Source organism: Heyndrickxia sp. FW510-T9 (genome assembly GCF_058781025.1).
In genome coordinates this window covers 43,905-60,510 of the sequence record NZ_JBYSWK010000025.1, presented here as the reverse complement: position 1 = coordinate 60,510, position 16,606 = coordinate 43,905, and the positions used below count along the sequence as shown (strand labels likewise).

General features: G+C 35.1%; 15 protein-coding genes and 1 riboswitch. Of the genes, 12 read left to right on the top strand and 3 right to left on the bottom strand.

The window, feature by feature from the left end:
• Positions 1-173: 173 nt before the first annotated feature.
• Positions 174-1,901 (top strand): phospho-sugar mutase, encoded by a 1,728-nt coding sequence (locus AC3WJF_RS13810; RefSeq protein ID WP_492453102.1) that lies wholly within the window; start codon positions 174-176, stop codon positions 1,899-1,901.
• 43 nt (positions 1,902-1,944) lie between these two features.
• Here AC3WJF_RS13810 and AC3WJF_RS13805 read toward each other — a convergent pair whose 3' ends face one another.
• Positions 1,945-2,205 (bottom strand): YhdB family protein, encoded by a 261-nt coding sequence (locus AC3WJF_RS13805; RefSeq protein ID WP_492453101.1) that lies wholly within the window; start codon positions 2,203-2,205, stop codon positions 1,945-1,947.
• Between the two features lie 1,069 nt (positions 2,206-3,274).
• On the opposite strand from AC3WJF_RS13805, the gene AC3WJF_RS13800 reads away from it, so the two are divergent.
• The gene (locus tag AC3WJF_RS13800; protein ID WP_492453114.1) at positions 3,275-4,474 is read left to right on the top strand and encodes an MFS transporter; all 1,200 of its coding nucleotides are present in this window, start codon (positions 3,275-3,277) and stop codon (positions 4,472-4,474) included.
• A gap of 38 nt (positions 4,475-4,512) precedes the next feature.
• Here AC3WJF_RS13800 and AC3WJF_RS13795 read toward each other — a convergent pair whose 3' ends face one another.
• Complete coding sequence (locus AC3WJF_RS13795; protein ID WP_492453100.1) at positions 4,513-4,791, bottom strand: hypothetical protein; 279 nt, start codon at positions 4,789-4,791, stop codon at positions 4,513-4,515.
• Positions 4,792-4,918: 127 nt separating this feature from the next.
• Between AC3WJF_RS13795 and AC3WJF_RS13790 the strand changes: the two genes are divergently transcribed.
• From AC3WJF_RS13790 to crcB (AC3WJF_RS13755), 8 genes are all read left to right on the top strand, one after another.
• The gene (locus AC3WJF_RS13790; RefSeq protein WP_492453098.1) at positions 4,919-6,334 is read left to right on the top strand and encodes a SpoVR family protein; all 1,416 of its coding nucleotides are present in this window, start codon (positions 4,919-4,921) and stop codon (positions 6,332-6,334) included.
• A 211-nt stretch (positions 6,335-6,545) separates the two neighbouring features.
• The gene (locus AC3WJF_RS13785) at positions 6,546-7,781 is read left to right on the top strand and encodes an MFS transporter (RefSeq protein WP_492453096.1); all 1,236 of its coding nucleotides are present in this window, start codon (positions 6,546-6,548) and stop codon (positions 7,779-7,781) included.
• Between the two features lie 292 nt (positions 7,782-8,073).
• Positions 8,074-8,409: an ArsR/SmtB family transcription factor gene (locus tag AC3WJF_RS13780; RefSeq protein ID WP_492453094.1), complete on the top strand. Its 336-nt coding sequence runs from the start codon at positions 8,074-8,076 to the stop codon at positions 8,407-8,409.
• Between the two features lie 20 nt (positions 8,410-8,429).
• A complete protein-coding gene (locus tag AC3WJF_RS13775; RefSeq protein WP_492453092.1) occupies positions 8,430-9,719 on the top strand; it encodes an arsenic transporter in 1,290 nt (429 codons plus the stop codon).
• A gap of 12 nt (positions 9,720-9,731) precedes the next feature.
• On the top strand, positions 9,732-10,148 hold the full coding sequence (arsC, locus tag AC3WJF_RS13770) for an arsenate reductase (thioredoxin) (protein ID WP_492453090.1): 417 nt from the start codon (positions 9,732-9,734) through the stop codon (positions 10,146-10,148).
• Between the two features lie 804 nt (positions 10,149-10,952).
• Entirely contained in the window at positions 10,953-11,555 is a 603-nt protein-coding gene (locus AC3WJF_RS13765; protein ID WP_492453088.1) for a cell wall hydrolase, read from the top strand.
• Between the two features lie 67 nt (positions 11,556-11,622).
• Positions 11,623-11,682: riboswitch (Fluoride riboswitch) on the top strand.
• A gap of 60 nt (positions 11,683-11,742) precedes the next feature.
• Positions 11,743-12,147, top strand: a complete 405-nt coding sequence (crcB, locus tag AC3WJF_RS13760) for a fluoride efflux transporter CrcB (RefSeq protein WP_492453087.1) — start codon at positions 11,743-11,745, stop codon at positions 12,145-12,147.
• Between the two features lie 22 nt (positions 12,148-12,169).
• Positions 12,170-12,526 carry a fluoride efflux transporter CrcB gene (gene crcB / locus AC3WJF_RS13755; RefSeq protein ID WP_492453112.1) on the top strand — a complete coding sequence of 119 codons (357 nt, stop codon included), beginning with the start codon at positions 12,170-12,172 and terminating at the stop codon, positions 12,524-12,526.
• Between the two features lie 133 nt (positions 12,527-12,659).
• Here crcB (AC3WJF_RS13755) and AC3WJF_RS13750 read toward each other — a convergent pair whose 3' ends face one another.
• Positions 12,660-13,646, bottom strand: coding sequence for an acyltransferase family protein (locus tag AC3WJF_RS13750; protein WP_492453085.1), 987 nt, complete (start codon positions 13,644-13,646; stop codon positions 12,660-12,662).
• Positions 13,647-14,207: 561 nt separating this feature from the next.
• Between AC3WJF_RS13750 and AC3WJF_RS13745 the strand changes: the two genes are divergently transcribed.
• Together AC3WJF_RS13745 and AC3WJF_RS13740 are read left to right on the top strand one after the other, a co-directional pair.
• Positions 14,208-14,780, top strand: a complete 573-nt coding sequence (locus tag AC3WJF_RS13745; RefSeq protein WP_492453083.1) for a GNAT family N-acetyltransferase — start codon at positions 14,208-14,210, stop codon at positions 14,778-14,780.
• Between the two features lie 358 nt (positions 14,781-15,138).
• Entirely contained in the window at positions 15,139-16,053 is a 915-nt protein-coding gene (locus AC3WJF_RS13740) for a cation diffusion facilitator family transporter (RefSeq protein WP_492453110.1), read from the top strand.
• Positions 16,054-16,606: the final 553 nt, after the last annotated feature.

Sequence of the window (16,606 nt, the reverse complement as noted above, 5' to 3'; positions counted from 1 at the left end):
GCCTTTAAGGCCAAGGCCGGTAAGAGAGGCTTTCAGCCGCAGAGCAAACCACCAGTTCACACTGGTGGTTTTGATTAAGTAGACATTTTCTATAATTGAAATAAATTACTAAATTCATTACTATATATTATATCTAATAAAAATTTTATAACACCCATAGAGGGGGATTCTATATGTGGAAAAACACATACATGCAATGGAAGCATTTTGAAAATTTGGATCAAGAATTGAGCAGCCAATTAAAAGAAATAGAAAAAAACGATGCCGAGTTAGAGGATGCTTTTTACAAGAATTTAGAATTTGGGACTGGCGGTATGCGCGGGGAATTAGGTCCTGGTACGAATCGAATGAATATTTATACAATTCGAAAGGCATCAGAAGGTCTTGCACGATACATAGAAGGGTTTGGAGAAGAAGCGAAAGGACGCGGTGTAGTCATTGCTTATGACTCAAGGCATAAGTCCCCAGAGTTTGCCATGGAGGCGGCGAAAACATTGGCTACACACGGCATACATACATATGTTTTCGAAGAGCTCCGACCCACACCAGAGTTGAGCTTTGCCGTTCGATACTTACATGCGTTTTCAGGAATTGTCATTACTGCAAGTCACAATCCTCCAGAATATAATGGATATAAAGTATATGGCGATGATGGTGCCCAATTGCCACCAGCGGCTGCGGATGAGGTTATTGCGAAAGTGAATGAAGTCGATAATGAATTAGAAATACAGGTGGAATCCGAAGAGGCTTTGAAATCGGCAGGGTTAATTACCATGATTGGCGATAAAATGGATCAAGCTTATTTAAGGCAATTATTTACGATTAGTGAACATCCAGAGTTAGCAAAAGAATCAAACATTCGTATTGTGTTCACACCATTGCATGGAACAGCTGAAAAGCCAGTGAGAAACGCTCTAGATGCATTTGGTTATCAAAATGTATTCGTTGTAGAGGAACAAGAGAAGCCAGATCCACAATTCTCAACTGTTTCTTCACCTAATCCAGAAGAAAAAGCTGCTTTTGAACTAGCAATCCAATATGGGGTAAAACATAACGCAGATATTTTGATCGCTACCGATCCAGATGCAGATCGTTTAGGAGTTGCTGTAAAGGATAAAAATGGTGAATATGTGCTTCTAACTGGGAATCAAACCGGTGCTGTTCTTTTACATTATCTTTTATCTCAAAAAACGAAAAAGGGAACTATTCCTGCTAATGGTAAAGTCTTTAAAACCATTGTCACATCTGAAATCGGCAGAAAAATTGCTGAATCCTACAATATACCTACGGAAGATGTTTTAACTGGCTTTAAATTTATTGGGGAGAAAATTAAGCAGTATGAAGCAACAGGTGAGTATACTTTCTTGTTTGGCTACGAAGAATCATATGGCTATTTAATCAGAGATTTTGCACGTGATAAAGACGCTGTTCAAGCTGCAATCTTAGCATGTGAGGCATGTGCTTTTTATCAAAAGCAAGGAAAAACCTTGTATGATGCATTATTAGAGATATACGAGCAATTTGGCTACTATAAAGAGGATCTAAAATCATTGACATTAAAAGGTAGAGAAGGAGCGGAGCAAATTAAGCACTTATTAGATCGTTTCCGGTCTGATCCGCCTACTCACATTAATAATGTAAAACTCACACTCATAGAGGACTATAAAACGAGTATAAAAGTAAATGTCCAGCAAAATACAAAAGAGGAAATTCACTTGCCTAAATCCGATGTATTAAAATACTATCTTGAGGATGGATCGTGGATTTGTTTGCGCCCTTCTGGAACAGAACCAAAAGTTAAATTTTATTTTAGTGTTAATACAAAGGGTTTAGAAGATAGTAATGAAAAGCAGGAATGTCTTTCTGAAGCATTTATGAAATTAGTTCATTCTATAATCTAATCAAAAAAAACGGCTCTCCTATATGGAAAGCCGTTTTAACCTATTATCTCATATATAAATAAGAATCCTCGATAACAGGTTCAGCATCTCTTCCCACTTCATTGGCATAATCAATATACCTTAGAAGGGAATATAGATTTCGTTCTATAACGGAATAATCATGAGAAAAATGATAGGCGTGCAATAATCGTTCTATCCGCTTCGAAAGCATATCATCTTTCGTTCTCACCATTAATATGAGCAAATTATCCCATTGCGATCGATGGGTATAATAAAGCGCACGATCATAATCAACACTGTTCATTTTCTTCCCTCCTATTTAGCCCTTTCCTAAAAAAGAACCGACTATCCAACTAACATTAAATGGGGTTTGCCAACCCATCAAATGAAAGTATCATTTTAGGAGTTGTTTTTAGTGTATGCAAAAAGTCGATTTAGTGACGCAGTAAAAGTTTGGGATATTGATTCAAAAAAAGGCACAATATAAAAATGTGTTGGTTCACATAAAATAGGAACTAGGGCACATTAAAATGAAAATAGGTCACAAAACCATCGAAATAAGGCACAATAAATTATCCAGGGCACATAGGATCGCGTTTGGGTCACATAAAAAAGGAACTAGGGCACATTAAAATGAAAGTAGGTCACAAAACCAGCGAAATAAGGTGCAATAAATCTCACGGGGCACAAAGATTCGTGTTTGGGTCACATAAAAAAGCACCCATGGCACATTAAAACGAAAGCGAGTCACAAAATCATCTAAATGAGGCACAATATATCATCCGGGGCACATAGAATCGCGTTTGGGTCACATAAAAAAGGAAAAAGGGCACATTAAAATGAAAATAGGTCACAAAACCATCAAAATAAGGCACAATAAATCATCCGGGGCACATAGAATCGCGTTTGGGTCACATAAAAAAGGAAAAAGGGTACAATAAAAAATGAAAGCAGGTAACCAATTCATCGAAATAAGGCACAATAATTTATCCAAGGCACATAGAATCGCGTTTGGGTCACATAAAAAAGGAAAAAGGGCACATTAAAACGAAAGCGAGTCACAAAATCATCTAAATGAGGCTCAATAAATCGCTCCGGGCACATAAACATGATTCTGGGCCACATAAAAAAGGAAAAAGGGCACAATAAAACGAAAGCAGGTCACAAAGCCATCAAAATAAGGCCCAATAAATCATCCAGGGCACATAAACACGAATCCGGGTCACATAAAAATTCACCCAGATCACAAATAATCTCTAAACAACAAAATACCCGAATATGTTAAAATAATGAAAAAACGAATGAAAGGTGATATACATATGTGATGTAAATTCCTCTATAAAGACAAATTAATAAATGAGGAGGAATGACATCTGCGATCGAAAGCCTTTCGATATTTATGGGTTGGACAGTCCTTTGCAAGTGCCGGCGATGTATTATATATTGTTGCATTAATTGCAGCCATTTATCAAACTACAGGATCAGCATTTCAGATGACGCTAGTCCCTTTTGTGATAACCTTTTCCAAATTTATCAGCAGCGTAATCACACCATTATTTTTGGATAGATATACGATAAAGCACTTATTAGCCACTTCACAAGCATTAAAAACAATTTTAATGTTTTGTTTATTTATAGTCGTTTTAAAAAGTATTCCTTTCGTTTGGATCATCTTTTTATTGGCAGCTATCATTGCTGTTTTAGATGGATGGGCACTCCCTGCGTCTAATGCACCTGTTCCATCAATTGTAAAAAGAGAAGAATTGATGAAAACAACTGGATTTTTATCCAGCTTGGGACAATCGATTCAATTTACCGGATGGGCCGCAGGTGGAATAGTAACAGCAGTGATTCAGCCTGCAGGTACTTTATTTATAACCGGAATATTTTTTTTAGTAAGCACTATTTTTATGTATAGTATCCCTTTCTACCATGAGAACAATGCACCGAAAACAAGTGAGCACAAATTTTCAACCTATATGTCACAGCTTTCTGTGGGCTGGAAAGAAATATGGAAAAATAAAACACTCCGTCAAATCCAATGTATCAGCTGGATTGAAACGATTGCGGGTGTAGTGTGGATAGCCGCCATTATGTACTTATTTGTAGACAAACGGTTGCATGCACGTGAGGATTGGTGGGGATTTATTAACAGTGCGTTTATTGCTGGGCTGCTTATAGCAAGTATCGTTTTGTTAAAATTTCATGCCTTTTACCGTAAGTATCAAAGGAAGATATTGGTCATTTGTGGTTTCGGTACAGCCTTTGTTACCTTAGCATTTGGAATTAACGAAATTCCCATTTTTGCACTCGTTCTATCTTTACTATTTGGGGTGTTTGACCAGCAAAAAGCAGTAATTTTGCTAACCTTGGTTCAAACGAAAACGAGTCCGGATAAATTACCGAATGTTTATGCCACCCAGGCTGCTATTTCTGCATTATCATTTGGATTGGCATCATTACTTTCAGGTACTCTTATAGAAATTGTAGGGGTTCGAAATATCTATATTTTCGCTTCAATCCTTCTTTTTATTGGCGTTTTACCTATGTATATACTAAGAAAGAATATATAAAAAAAAGCGAACCAATTGGCCGAAAACCAATCAGTTCGCTATTTTTTTGACAAAAAGACGGAAAAATACACAATACCAGAGGCAAAGAATAGCCCCATATTCAAAACCATCCAGCTAAGGGAAGTATCAATAGTCAGCTGAATATTTTTTGAAACTATTAGAAAGATAATTTCCGATATTAAAGCGATCACAAACGTTATTCCAAACGGAAGAAATTTTTTCGAATGATTTTCTTTAAACAATTTAATGGAATAACGGGAACCTATTATGGTACCTATGATAAGTAGGATAAAAACGGCGATAAACAGCCATAACATGTAATCAACCTCCTTCTTAATATTAGCACAAAAACAATATAGTGAAAGGTAATAAAACTACATGATTTCTACTTTTTTCTCATACATTGTTGTGAGAGGAAGAATTAATTGAAAAGGGGAGAAGTGGATGAATATGGAAGAAGAGAAAGCCTTAGAAAAAGCTATATCGGAAATAACCGAGATCGCTAGTGGCTTTGGCCTAGATTTCTATCCGATGCGCTATGAAATTTGTCCAGCAGATATAATATACACATTTGGTGCTTATGGAATGCCGACACGCTTTTCCCATTGGAGCTTTGGAAAACAGTTTTTCAAAATGAAACTGCACTATGACCTAGGTCTAAGCAAGATTTATGAACTTGTCATTAATTCTAATCCTTGTTATGCCTTTTTACTTAACTCTAACTCATTGATTCAAAATAAATTGATTGTTGCACATGTTCTAGCACACTGTGATTTCTTTAAAAATAATGTGCGTTTTCAAAATACAAAACGAGATATGGTCGAAAGTATGGCGGCCACAGCCGAAAGAATTCGCGCATATGAAATTAAATACGGAAAACGTGAAGTCGAGACGTTCATCGACGCTGTTTTATCAATTGAAGAGCATATTGATCCTTCCTTAATGAGGCCAAAACTGGCTTGGAATGCAGAGGATGAAGAGGAATGGGAGGAAGAAGATCATACTCCAGTTACGCCATATGATGATTTATGGTCAATAGACGATCGAAATAAGAAACCTTTAAAGAAAAAGACAAAAAAGAACTTTCCACCTCAGCCAGAAAAGGATATTATGCTCTTCATCGAACAATATAGCCGTGAATTAACCGATTGGCAACGAGACATTATGACGATGATCAGGGAGGAAATGCTGTATTTCTGGCCGCAACTAGAAACGAAAATCATGAACGAAGGCTGGGCATCCTACTGGCATCAACGAATTCTTCGAGAAATGGATCTAACAAGTGATGAATCAATTGAGTTTGCTAAACTAAATGCGGGAGTAGTGGTACCTTCAAAAACGGGGATCAATCCATATTACCTTGGGGTAAAAATATTTGAGGATATTGAAGAAAGGTATAATAACCCAACAGAGGAGATGCTCAAACGCGGAGAAAAGCCAAATTCAGGAAGAGAAAAAATGTTCGAAGTCCGTGAAATCGAATCAGATATATCTTTTTTAAGAAACTATTTAACAAAAGACCTTGTGATGAGAGAGGATATGTATCTATTTCAAAAACAAGGACGTGAATATAAAATTGTTGATAAAGAATGGAAACAAGTTCGTGATCAGCTTGTCAGTATGCGTGTAAATGGAGGATTTCCTTATATCACGGTAAATGATGGAGATTATATGAAAAATGGAGAGTTGTATTTAAAGCATTGGTATGAAGACGTTGAGCTTGATTTGAAGTATCTTGAAAAGGTCCTTCCATATGTTCATCAGCTTTGGGGAAGAACCGTTCATTTGGAATCTATCGTCGAAAGCAAGGAAATGTTGTTCAGCTATGATGGACGGAGTGTTCAGAGGAAGTATTTATAAAATTGCTGAATTTATTCAGCAATTTTTTTGTGCGTCGTGCAATCGTATAGAAAGACAGGAGTTTGTAAAATTAATTTTTCGACAAATGCAAGTTCTTGTCACGGAGGTCCAGTGCCGGTTATATTAGAAGTGAAAAATAGTTCTTGTTGCGGTTAAAAGATAATAACCAGTCCAACAGCCATGGACTGGTTTTTCATTTAGGGGGTGACACATGAGTCCAAAATATAAACAATCGATCATTGCCATCGCACTTATCACAGCCATTTGCCTAGCTGGGGACTCCATGCTTTATATTGTGTTGCCGACACACTGGAAGTCAGTTGGATTAACATCCTTGGTGCAGGTAGGAGTTCTTTTATCTGTTAATCGGTTTGTTAGGCTACCGTTAAATCCGTTGATTGGGTATATCTATAAGAAATTTAGTTTTCGGAATTTGATTTTATTTGCAGTTCTATTAAGTGGATTGACTACGTTAAGTTATGGTTTTGTTAAAGACTATCCGATCTGGATTTTGCTGCGTTCTGTTTGGGGACTATCATGGTCGCTATTTAAACTAGGTGCGTATTTATTGGTGCTCCAATACTCAACGGATTCAAACCGTGGAAACCTAATGGGAACCTATAATGGACTGTATCGTCTTGGCAGTCTAATTGGAATGCTGTTAGGCGGATTTTTAGCCGACCTTTTTGGGCTGAAATTGATTGCTGTGCTTTTGGGCTGCATGGTCTTTTTGAGCATTCCGTTGGTTTTTAAATACTTACCGAAAACAATCCTTACAGAGCAGGTGAATAAACCAACAATACAAGCTCGGACTACATGGTTGAGACCAATCAAAAACAAAATGTTTCTAAAAATCCTTATTACCGCCTTCCTTTTAAGCATGCTTTTGGATGGCATGTTAACAGCAACTTTAAGCCATATTATTGAGGAGAAATTTTCGAATCAAATTCGTTTTTTTGGTCTTATGATAGGTGCAGCAACCCTTTCAGGGGGAATGCAGGCGTTACGGTGGGGGATTACACCATTTTTAACACCGAAAATTGGGGTAATATTTGATAGAGCTAAACAAAAAAACAAAGTATTGGTCCTTTTCTTAATAAGTGCATCAATCTTTTTATTCCTGATTCCATTGCCGCTTAAACTAGTTATTTGGCTACCTGTACTTCTTGTTCATCTTTTAGTGGCAACCGTAATTACCTCCGTTCTAGACGGTGTTACAACAGATTATGCTTCAAAAATGACAAACCGCTTATTTTTAATGACGACTTTTACCATCGTCCTTGATTTAGGAGCAGCTCTTGGACCCATTGCAGGATATAGTTTGGAACAACAAATCGGACTTTCCAATCTGTTTCGGCTCGCATCGGCAATTTGCCTAATACTAATGATTTCATGGGCTATTCCTCATAAAAGACAGTTAAAACAAAGTGTGTTTAAAAATATGTAACGAATAAAAGGAAGCGTTCTGTGCTATTCAGAACCCTTCCTTTTAATTGGTTAAATGACGATAGGAATAATCTTATTGATAAAATAGCAATTTATAATATGCCAGGTGTACTTGAAAAGTTGTAAAGCATTGGTACAAAGAGACAATCTGATATTTCTGCGTGCTTTTTTTATTGAAAAAAGAAGTGTATTAACTAATATGATTTAAACAAGTACTTGATTATATAAGTAAATGCTTATATAATCGTTATATAAGTAAATGCTTATATTGATTATGCATATGGAGGTTTTATATGCCAACTATAGAAAATATTAATATCACTGCCGCAGCGGGAATCCTAAAACTCTTAGGGGATAAAACGAGATTATCAATGATAAAGATTATGTCAGAGCATGAAGTCTGTGTTTGCGAAATGGTTGATTTATTCGAAATAAGCCAGCCAGCCATCAGTCAGCATGTGAAAAAACTAAAAGACAGTGGACTTATCAAGGAAAGACGAGGAGCTCAGTGGATTTATTATTCATTAAATTCAGATTTTCCTCATTACGAATATCTACTAAATATCATAAAAGATTTACCTAGTCAGAGGTACAAAATCGAAGAAAAATGTCAAAATTGTTGTGACTAGACACAGGGAGAAATACATCAGTGATTATTTTATCTATCATGATCTTTTTAATTACATTAACGCTTGTCATATGGCAGCCGAAAAATTTATCTATCGGTTGGTCAGCTTGTGGAGGGGCCGTTTTAGCCCTTCTTGTGGGAGTCGTTGATTTCCACGATGTTATCGAAGTAACGAAAATTGTATGGAATGCAACTTTTTCTTTCATCGCAATCATTATAATATCTTTAATCTTAGATGAAATTGGTTTCTTTGAATGGGCAGCCCTTCATATGGCTAAAACGGCTAAAGGCAACGGAATTAAGATGTTTGTATATGTAAGTATTCTAGGTGCGTTAGTGGCAGCATTCTTTGCCAATGACGGGGCAGCACTTATCCTTACACCAATCGTATTAGCCATGGTAAGGAACTTAAATCTTGAAGAAAAAATGATTTTTCCGTTTATTATTGCAAGTGGATTTATCGCGGATACGACATCTCTTCCACTTGTAGTGAGTAACCTTGTTAACATTGTTTCAGCCGACTTTTTCGGGATAGGATTCGTTCATTTTGCTTCCAAAATGATCATTCCTGACTTATTTTCTTTAGTTGCTAGTATACTCGTTTTATTTCTGTATTTCCGAAGAAATATACCGAGACAATATGATTTATCCAAATTAAAAAATCCTTCCTATGCGATCAAAGATAACAAGATGTTTCGAATGTCTTGGATTGTGCTAGCAGTATTATTAACAGGTTATTTTATCAGTCAAACGTTCCATATTCCTGTATCCATTATTGCGGGTGTTGTCGCCATCTTCTTTCTACTTATGGGAAGAGAAAGTAAGGCGATTGAAATCAAAAAGGTTTTAAATGGTGCACCTTGGACAATCGTATTTTTCTCTATCGGAATGTATGTTGTCGTTTATGGATTACGAAATGCTGGTTTAACTAACGTATTAGGTGATGTGATTCAAGTGGCTGCAAATAATAGTTTACTGGTTGGAACCGTTTCGATGGGATTTTTGGCGGCATTTCTGTCTTCTGTTATGAATAACTTGCCAACCGCTATGATTGATGCTCTCGCCATCTCTGGAACTCATACGGTAGGAGTGGTAAAAGAAGGTCTTATTTATGCGAATGTCATTGGTTCCGATTTGGGGCCAAAAATTACACCAATCGGCTCTTTAGCAACCCTTCTATGGCTTCATGTATTAAAAACAAAAGGTGTAAAAGTATCATGGGGAACGTATTTTAAAACTGGTATTGTTTTAACAATACCAGTTCTGCTAATTACTCTTTTAGGACTATATCTAAGCTTAAAACATGTTTAAAGGAGAATAGGAATGTCAAAAACAATCTACTTTTTATGCACAGGGAACTCCTGCCGCAGCCAAATGGCTGAAGGTTGGGCAAAGAAATATCTAGGGAATGATTGGATTGCTAAAAGTGCTGGTATAGAAGCACACGGTTTAAATCCCAATGCGGTAAAAGCAATGAAAGAAGTAGGGATTGATATATCGAATCAAACATCAGATATCATTGACAATGAAATATTAAACAATGCGGAATTAATAGTCACTCTTTGCGGGGATGCAGCGGATAAATGTCCCATAACACCACCGAAAGTAAAACGAGTTCATTGGGGATTTGATGATCCTGCAAAAGCGCAAGGAACTGAAGAAGAAAAATGGGCTTACTTTGGACGAGTTCGTGATGAGATAGGGGAGCGAATTAAATTTTTCGCAAATACTGGAAAATAAAACTTGTTGCTAAAGCAGAGAACCTAGCAAAAAGTAATAATGTCAAAACCTCGTCTCTTTAAAAGTGACGAGGTTTTGAAAAATGTGGAAAGAAATACTTACCATTATCTAAAAGCTAACATCCTTAATGAAAATGTATATCTATAGCTTGAATTTTCTAGTAAGAATATAGCTTTCTTTACAAATGAAATGATTGTAGATAACATGCTGATAAGTAAATTCAAAATATATCCCTCCACATTCATATTAGTGTTAAAAATAACACTAATTTTATTTTTACGTTGCGACATAAATTTATTCATTTTCAGTAATTAATGGAGATCGCTCTTCCATTTATGGCGGTTCCTCTTAATCATGAGTTTAATTCGTTCGCTACTAATACAGTTTGCATAGAAACATCTTTTCTTAAACTGAAGATGGAGCCAAAGTTGCTTCCGACTATTCCGAAACCATTAAGGAGATATATACAAAACATCATAAGCATTTCGGAAAACTGAGCAATTTATGAAGTCGTTACAATGCACCTGAAGTTTAAGCATATAGTTTCGCTCCATGATACAAAAACCTAACATTGATACACATTTGAAACAATTTGTAAAAATGAATCCTGTTTTTTCCCTGACTGGTTTATTTACGGTAATATTGATTTTTTGGGTAAAAATACCTAAAGTGGAGTGAACAGTTTGATATCAATGAATCATTTGGTTTTATTTTGATTACTAATTTTTGGATAATGAATAACTATGTTACAACTGATAGTCTAGTAGATAAGCAGAACAGCGAAACTACTAGGAGGTTATATACATGAAAAAACTAAAAAAACTAGTAATTGTTGCTGGATTAATGGTATCAATATCAGCATTTACTTTATCAAATCAAATAGATGCAGCAACAACTACTCACAAGGTACAAAAAGGTGAAACGTATTGGAAGCTTGCAGAACAATTTGGAGTTTCTGTTAATAGCTTAATGCAAGTTAACAATGCAAAGAATTCTAAACTTTATGTTGGTCAAAATATTGTCATTCCTAATTCTACTATTTCAGCAGCAGACAAAGAATTAATGGCAAAACTTGTTCATGCAGAAGCAGGTGGCGAACCTTATTCTGGGAAGGTTGCAGTAGCAACAGTCATTTTAAATCGATTAAAGAGTCCTGATTTTCCATCTACTGTTAAGGGTGTTATTTACCAAATAGATTCAGGGCATTATGCATTTACACCTGTTCAAGATGGAAGAATTAATCTGCCAGCAGATGATGATTCAAGAAGAGCGGTTAATGAAGCAATAGCTTTTAATGGACAAGGTAAAGGATCATTGTATTTCTACAATCCAAAAACAGCCAAAAGTACATGGATATTATCACGTCAAGTAACCGTGACAATAGGTAACCATCGTTTTGCAAAATAAGTAGTGTAGCGCCAATCATTCCGATTGGCGCTATTGGCATTTATGCCTTCATCTGCTAAAATAGTTATAAAAAATAGGCGATGGAGTTCGCCATAATCGCTTTTAAGCTAATGACTCCTACCAGTAATTTTATTATTGTTGGTAGGAGTTTATTTTTTTGCACAAATTAATAAAAAGAGGTGAGATAATGATTTATATTGTTGTAGGGATTGCTGGTGTAGTAGGAGCTTTACTAAGATACTATTTAGGATTAACCGTCGATTTATGGTGGCATCAAGCATTTCCACTAGCTACTCTTATTACTAATTTGATTGGTTGCTTTGTTTTAGGATGGTTAACGACATATGTATCTCGCTTGAATATTTTCAATCCAATCATTATTACAGCACTGGGAACAGGCTTAATTGGATCATTTACAACTTTTTCAACTTTTAGTTTTGAAATGGTTCAACTTATGGAAAAATCCCATTGGATATTGGCTTTTACATATATTTTAATAAGTCTTTGGGGTGGACTATTTATGGCCGGGATAGGCTATCACTTTGGAAAATGGAGGTTTCTAGAATATACAAACAGAAAGTCTTCTAACTGAAGGATGGAGGAACTATTTCATGATATTAAATAGTCTTTTTGTAGCGATTGGTGGATTTTTTGGGGCTATCACGCGTTTTGGGATAAGCAACTGTATAAAAAAACGATATCAATCTTCTTTTCCATTAGCTACATTTATCGTCAATATGCTTGGTGCTTTCTTACTAGGCTATATTAAAGGGAAAGGGTTGGGAAATGTAGGAACATTTCTTCTCGGTACAGGGTTTATGGGGGCATTCACGACATTTTCAGCGTTTAAACTTGAAAATGTACAGCTTTTTGAAGATAGAAAATGGTTTGTTATGGTAATTTATTTAGGACTTACTTATACTATAGGTATTTTGCTTGCCTTCCTCGGAATGGAATTAGCTAAAATGTAAATAAATAAAACTATCATGTGCGACAGCTCGAAGGCAAAGTATGTGAATGTTGGCAGATCTACTTTCACTAGTTCAAGTAGATCTGTTTTCATATAGAAAAATGAAAGAAGGAGCGGGACAACTGCTCCTTCTCTTATATCCTTAGCTCTATTAATGGTCGTGTATATTTTTTGATAAAATAGCTACCAAGTACTAAACAGATTCCTAATGAGAAGACCATAAGGGCTAAGTAATGGTCAGACATTGTATTTAATGTATCATCAGAAACAAATGTTTCAATTAATTTAATGATAAAGCCATGTAAGAGATAAACGTACAAAGTACGTTCCCCAATTGTCGTCCATTTAAATCCGTTCGATGGGACGATGGCTAAAAACCCGTAAATAACGATTGCTGTTAATAAATATTGTGAGGCACGGATAAGCCCATCTGTTAATTCTTTATTTCCCATACCTGCATAAGAAGTGTCACCTAGTAGCCATGGAACAGCTTCCTTTGGAAATAAAGTCCAGAACAGAACCATCGTTCCAATAAGGACAATAAAACCGATGAAGGTAGAATATTTTACTTTTTTAACAAGCAGAAAATGCTTTCTCTCTATCAAATATCCTAAGAGAAAATAAGGGAAGAACACAAAAGTCCTGGAAAGAGATAGATAACTACCTACATTGTCCAAATATCCAATGCCGATTCCAATCCCAACAGCAATTACCAAACCTATCCATTTTAATCTCGCAAAGACATAGAGTAGAAGATTCCAAAAAAATAAGCTAAGTAAAAACCATAATGTCCAATGTGGTTGAAGTAGATTGAATGTAAGATCTGAGTCATTACCATTCCAATAATAGAAAATAGAATAAATTACTTGAAAAATAATATACGGTAATAAAATCTTTTTGAACGATTGCCAAAGATGTCCTTTCTTTCGAAATCCTTTTGAAAAATACCCAGAAATAAGGATAAATGCAGGCATGTGAAATAAAAAGATTACTGTATATAAGGTAAATAAAACATCATCCTTTCCTTTTAAAGGACTAATGACATGACCAAATACCACTAAAAAAATTAAAATAAATTTTGCATTGTCAAAGTAAAGACTCCTTCTTGTAGAGGAAGTCATACTTAACACCTCCAGAAATTTCTTCACAAAATGAAATTAATCCTATTTTAGGATAGCTTTTTATACCCGTTTTCAACCATGATTAAACTAGTGGAAATACCGTTTTTACAATGTGGTTTCAATAGTTGGTTTTCTAAATGGATTTGTCCAATCTGCATTAATACTACTCTACGATATTAATGTTACAGAAATATGAAAAGCCGTTTAAATTGAAATGATAATATTTATCTAATTTGCCATTTTTGAAAAAAAAGAAACAAAAGAAAGAGATCCAAAGCGAAAATAAAAGATTTATTAAAAATACATAACAAAAAGACACCTTTATCACAAATGAAAAAAGTGTCTTTCGAAATTTTCTTTAACTACAGCGGTTTACTTTTCCCCCTTCAATACCCTCTTGATAAATTTTACATGTGCAAAAAACAATGGAAGGTACCTTCGAGTACAATTTTATAAACGCTGCTGTGAGTGCTGGTGGGAAATCGGCCATGCCACACTCGGTAATCACCATTATTGTTTGTTTTTGTTACAATGTAAGTAACAACTAAGGAGGAGAACAAATTGATTAGATTTGCAAAAAAGAATGAACCGCAACATATCGTTGAAGAAATAGCAGAATTAACGTATGAGATATTAAAGGATTTAGGAATTGGTGTCCTACAAAATCAATCACAAAAGAAAATAGTGAGTTTTCTCACAAAGATATTCTATATGGATGGAAATCGATTCAGCTATCATAATTTGTTGGTAAAAGAATCAGATGGACATATATTAGCAATTGCAATCATTTACCACGGGAAGGATGCGGAAGAGTTCGATCGGAGTTTTGTAACCTATCTTCAACAGGAATTTAATTCTGACCAAATAGAGCTTTCTAAAGAAACGGAGCATGATGAATTTTATTTGGATTCATTAGCAGTTTCTCCAACTCAGCGAAAAAAAGGAATCGGCAGTCAATTGCTAAGAGCGTTTGAAGACATAGCCAACCAGAAAGGCTTTCACAAAATAAGCTTGAATGTTGATGAAGAAAACACAAACGCATATCGTTTATATTTGAAAAGTGGATTTGTGTATCAGTCTACTTTCGACTTATATGGGCATCCTTATTTACATATGGTTAAACAATTATCATAATTAAATGTTGTTTATATATTTGAAATGTGCCCAACATTTCCTTAAAGTTTCGTTTGAACAACATTTTTTGAATAATTTCAAAGAGTTCACCTCATATTAAAAGCGTATATATAGGCAAAATTCTTTCTCTAGACCCACCAGATCAATGTTTGTTAAGATTACAATACTGTTGTTTTCTAATAAGTTATTACTTTTCGTCATTGCTTAATATCCCAAACAAGTATCGTTTTGGGTATCTTTTCTTAAGGTGATTTCCATTCTAAAATCTGATGGAGAAAGCTATGGAATTTCAATTTATGTAACAACAAAGTCTAAGAAAAAGAGCCGTGACAAAAGATTATTTAATTGAGGTGTTTATATAGTGGGTGCACGAGAATCTTTAGCGAGAAGAGTCGCTTGGATAAGTGTTTGGAGTAATCTGGTTTTAACCATTGGAAAGCTAACTGCTGGCTGGTTTGGCCATAGTGATGCCGTTTTGGCAGATGGTATTCACTCTTCCGCAGATGTATTTGCGTCTATTATTGTGCTACTCGTAATAAAGTTAGCCAATAAACCTGCGGATGAAGATCATCCATACGGACATGGAAAGGCGGAAGTAATCGTCTCTGGTGTAGTAGGGATATTACTATTGCTTATTTCCTTTTACATACTTTACGAAGGAATAATGGGCTTTTTTCAGCCGATTGAGACTCCTATGCTTTTGGCAATGTGGATTGCTCTTCTTTCATACATTATTAAAGTATTATTATACAGATGGTCCTATAAGGTTGCTAAACAACACAGTAGCAAGGCGATAGAAGCAATAGCTTTAGACCATAAAGCTGATATTGTAGCATCAATTGCTGCAGCAATAGGGGTTTTCATCTCATATTTGGGCAGCAAACTTGATTTGCACATTTTATTATATGGAGATAAGCTTGCGAGTATTTTTGTTGCTTATTTAATATTTAAAATTTCGAAAGATATGCTAAACGAGGCATTTCAAATTCTAATTGAACGTAACATTGATATGGAAATCCTCCAAGGTTATCTCTCTATCATCTCCGAATTCGAGGAAGTAAGAAGAATTGATAAAATACGTGCTCGTGAACACGGGAACTATATTTTAGTGGACTTGAGAATTTCCGTTGATCATTTTAAGACAATAAAAGAAGGTCATGATCTTTCTCGGAAAATTAAAGAGGAACTAATGAAGGAAAATGATAATATTAGGGAAGTACTAATTCATCTAAACCCATATTTCCCCAAAGAGACAAATATGAAAGATAAATAAAGAATGGTAAATAATAGGGTGAAGGTTAAACTTTTAAGATGTAAAAAGGAAAAAACAAGACATATAAATTTCTCGTTATCAAAGTTTTTCACTATTAAATTTTCAAAACAATTTACAGATAGGTTTATGAGAGAGGTTAGTTTAATCGAACAATTTTGGTAACCAAACGAAGATATTGATGACCGAAAAAAGGGAACAAAAGCGATTAGGGTAATCAATCAAGTCTATTGATGACCGAAATGAAGGAACAAGAGTGATTAGGGTAATCAATCAAGACTATTGGTGACCGAAATGAAGGAACAAGAGCGATTAGGGTAATCAATCGAGTCTATTGACCACCTAAATATAATTAAAAGACAAAAGGTATGCCAAATTTCAATTATTAACTTCTTACTCCAAATTCGCATATACTCCAATAATTATTTCATTGTTTAGAATAACTATGTAATTTTGGATGCGAAAAAGTAGAAAAAGTCTAACTAATCCTTGTAAAAGCAATAAAAAACACACTGCAAATTCAATTGTGAATACCAGTGTGTTTTGCTTTATTATT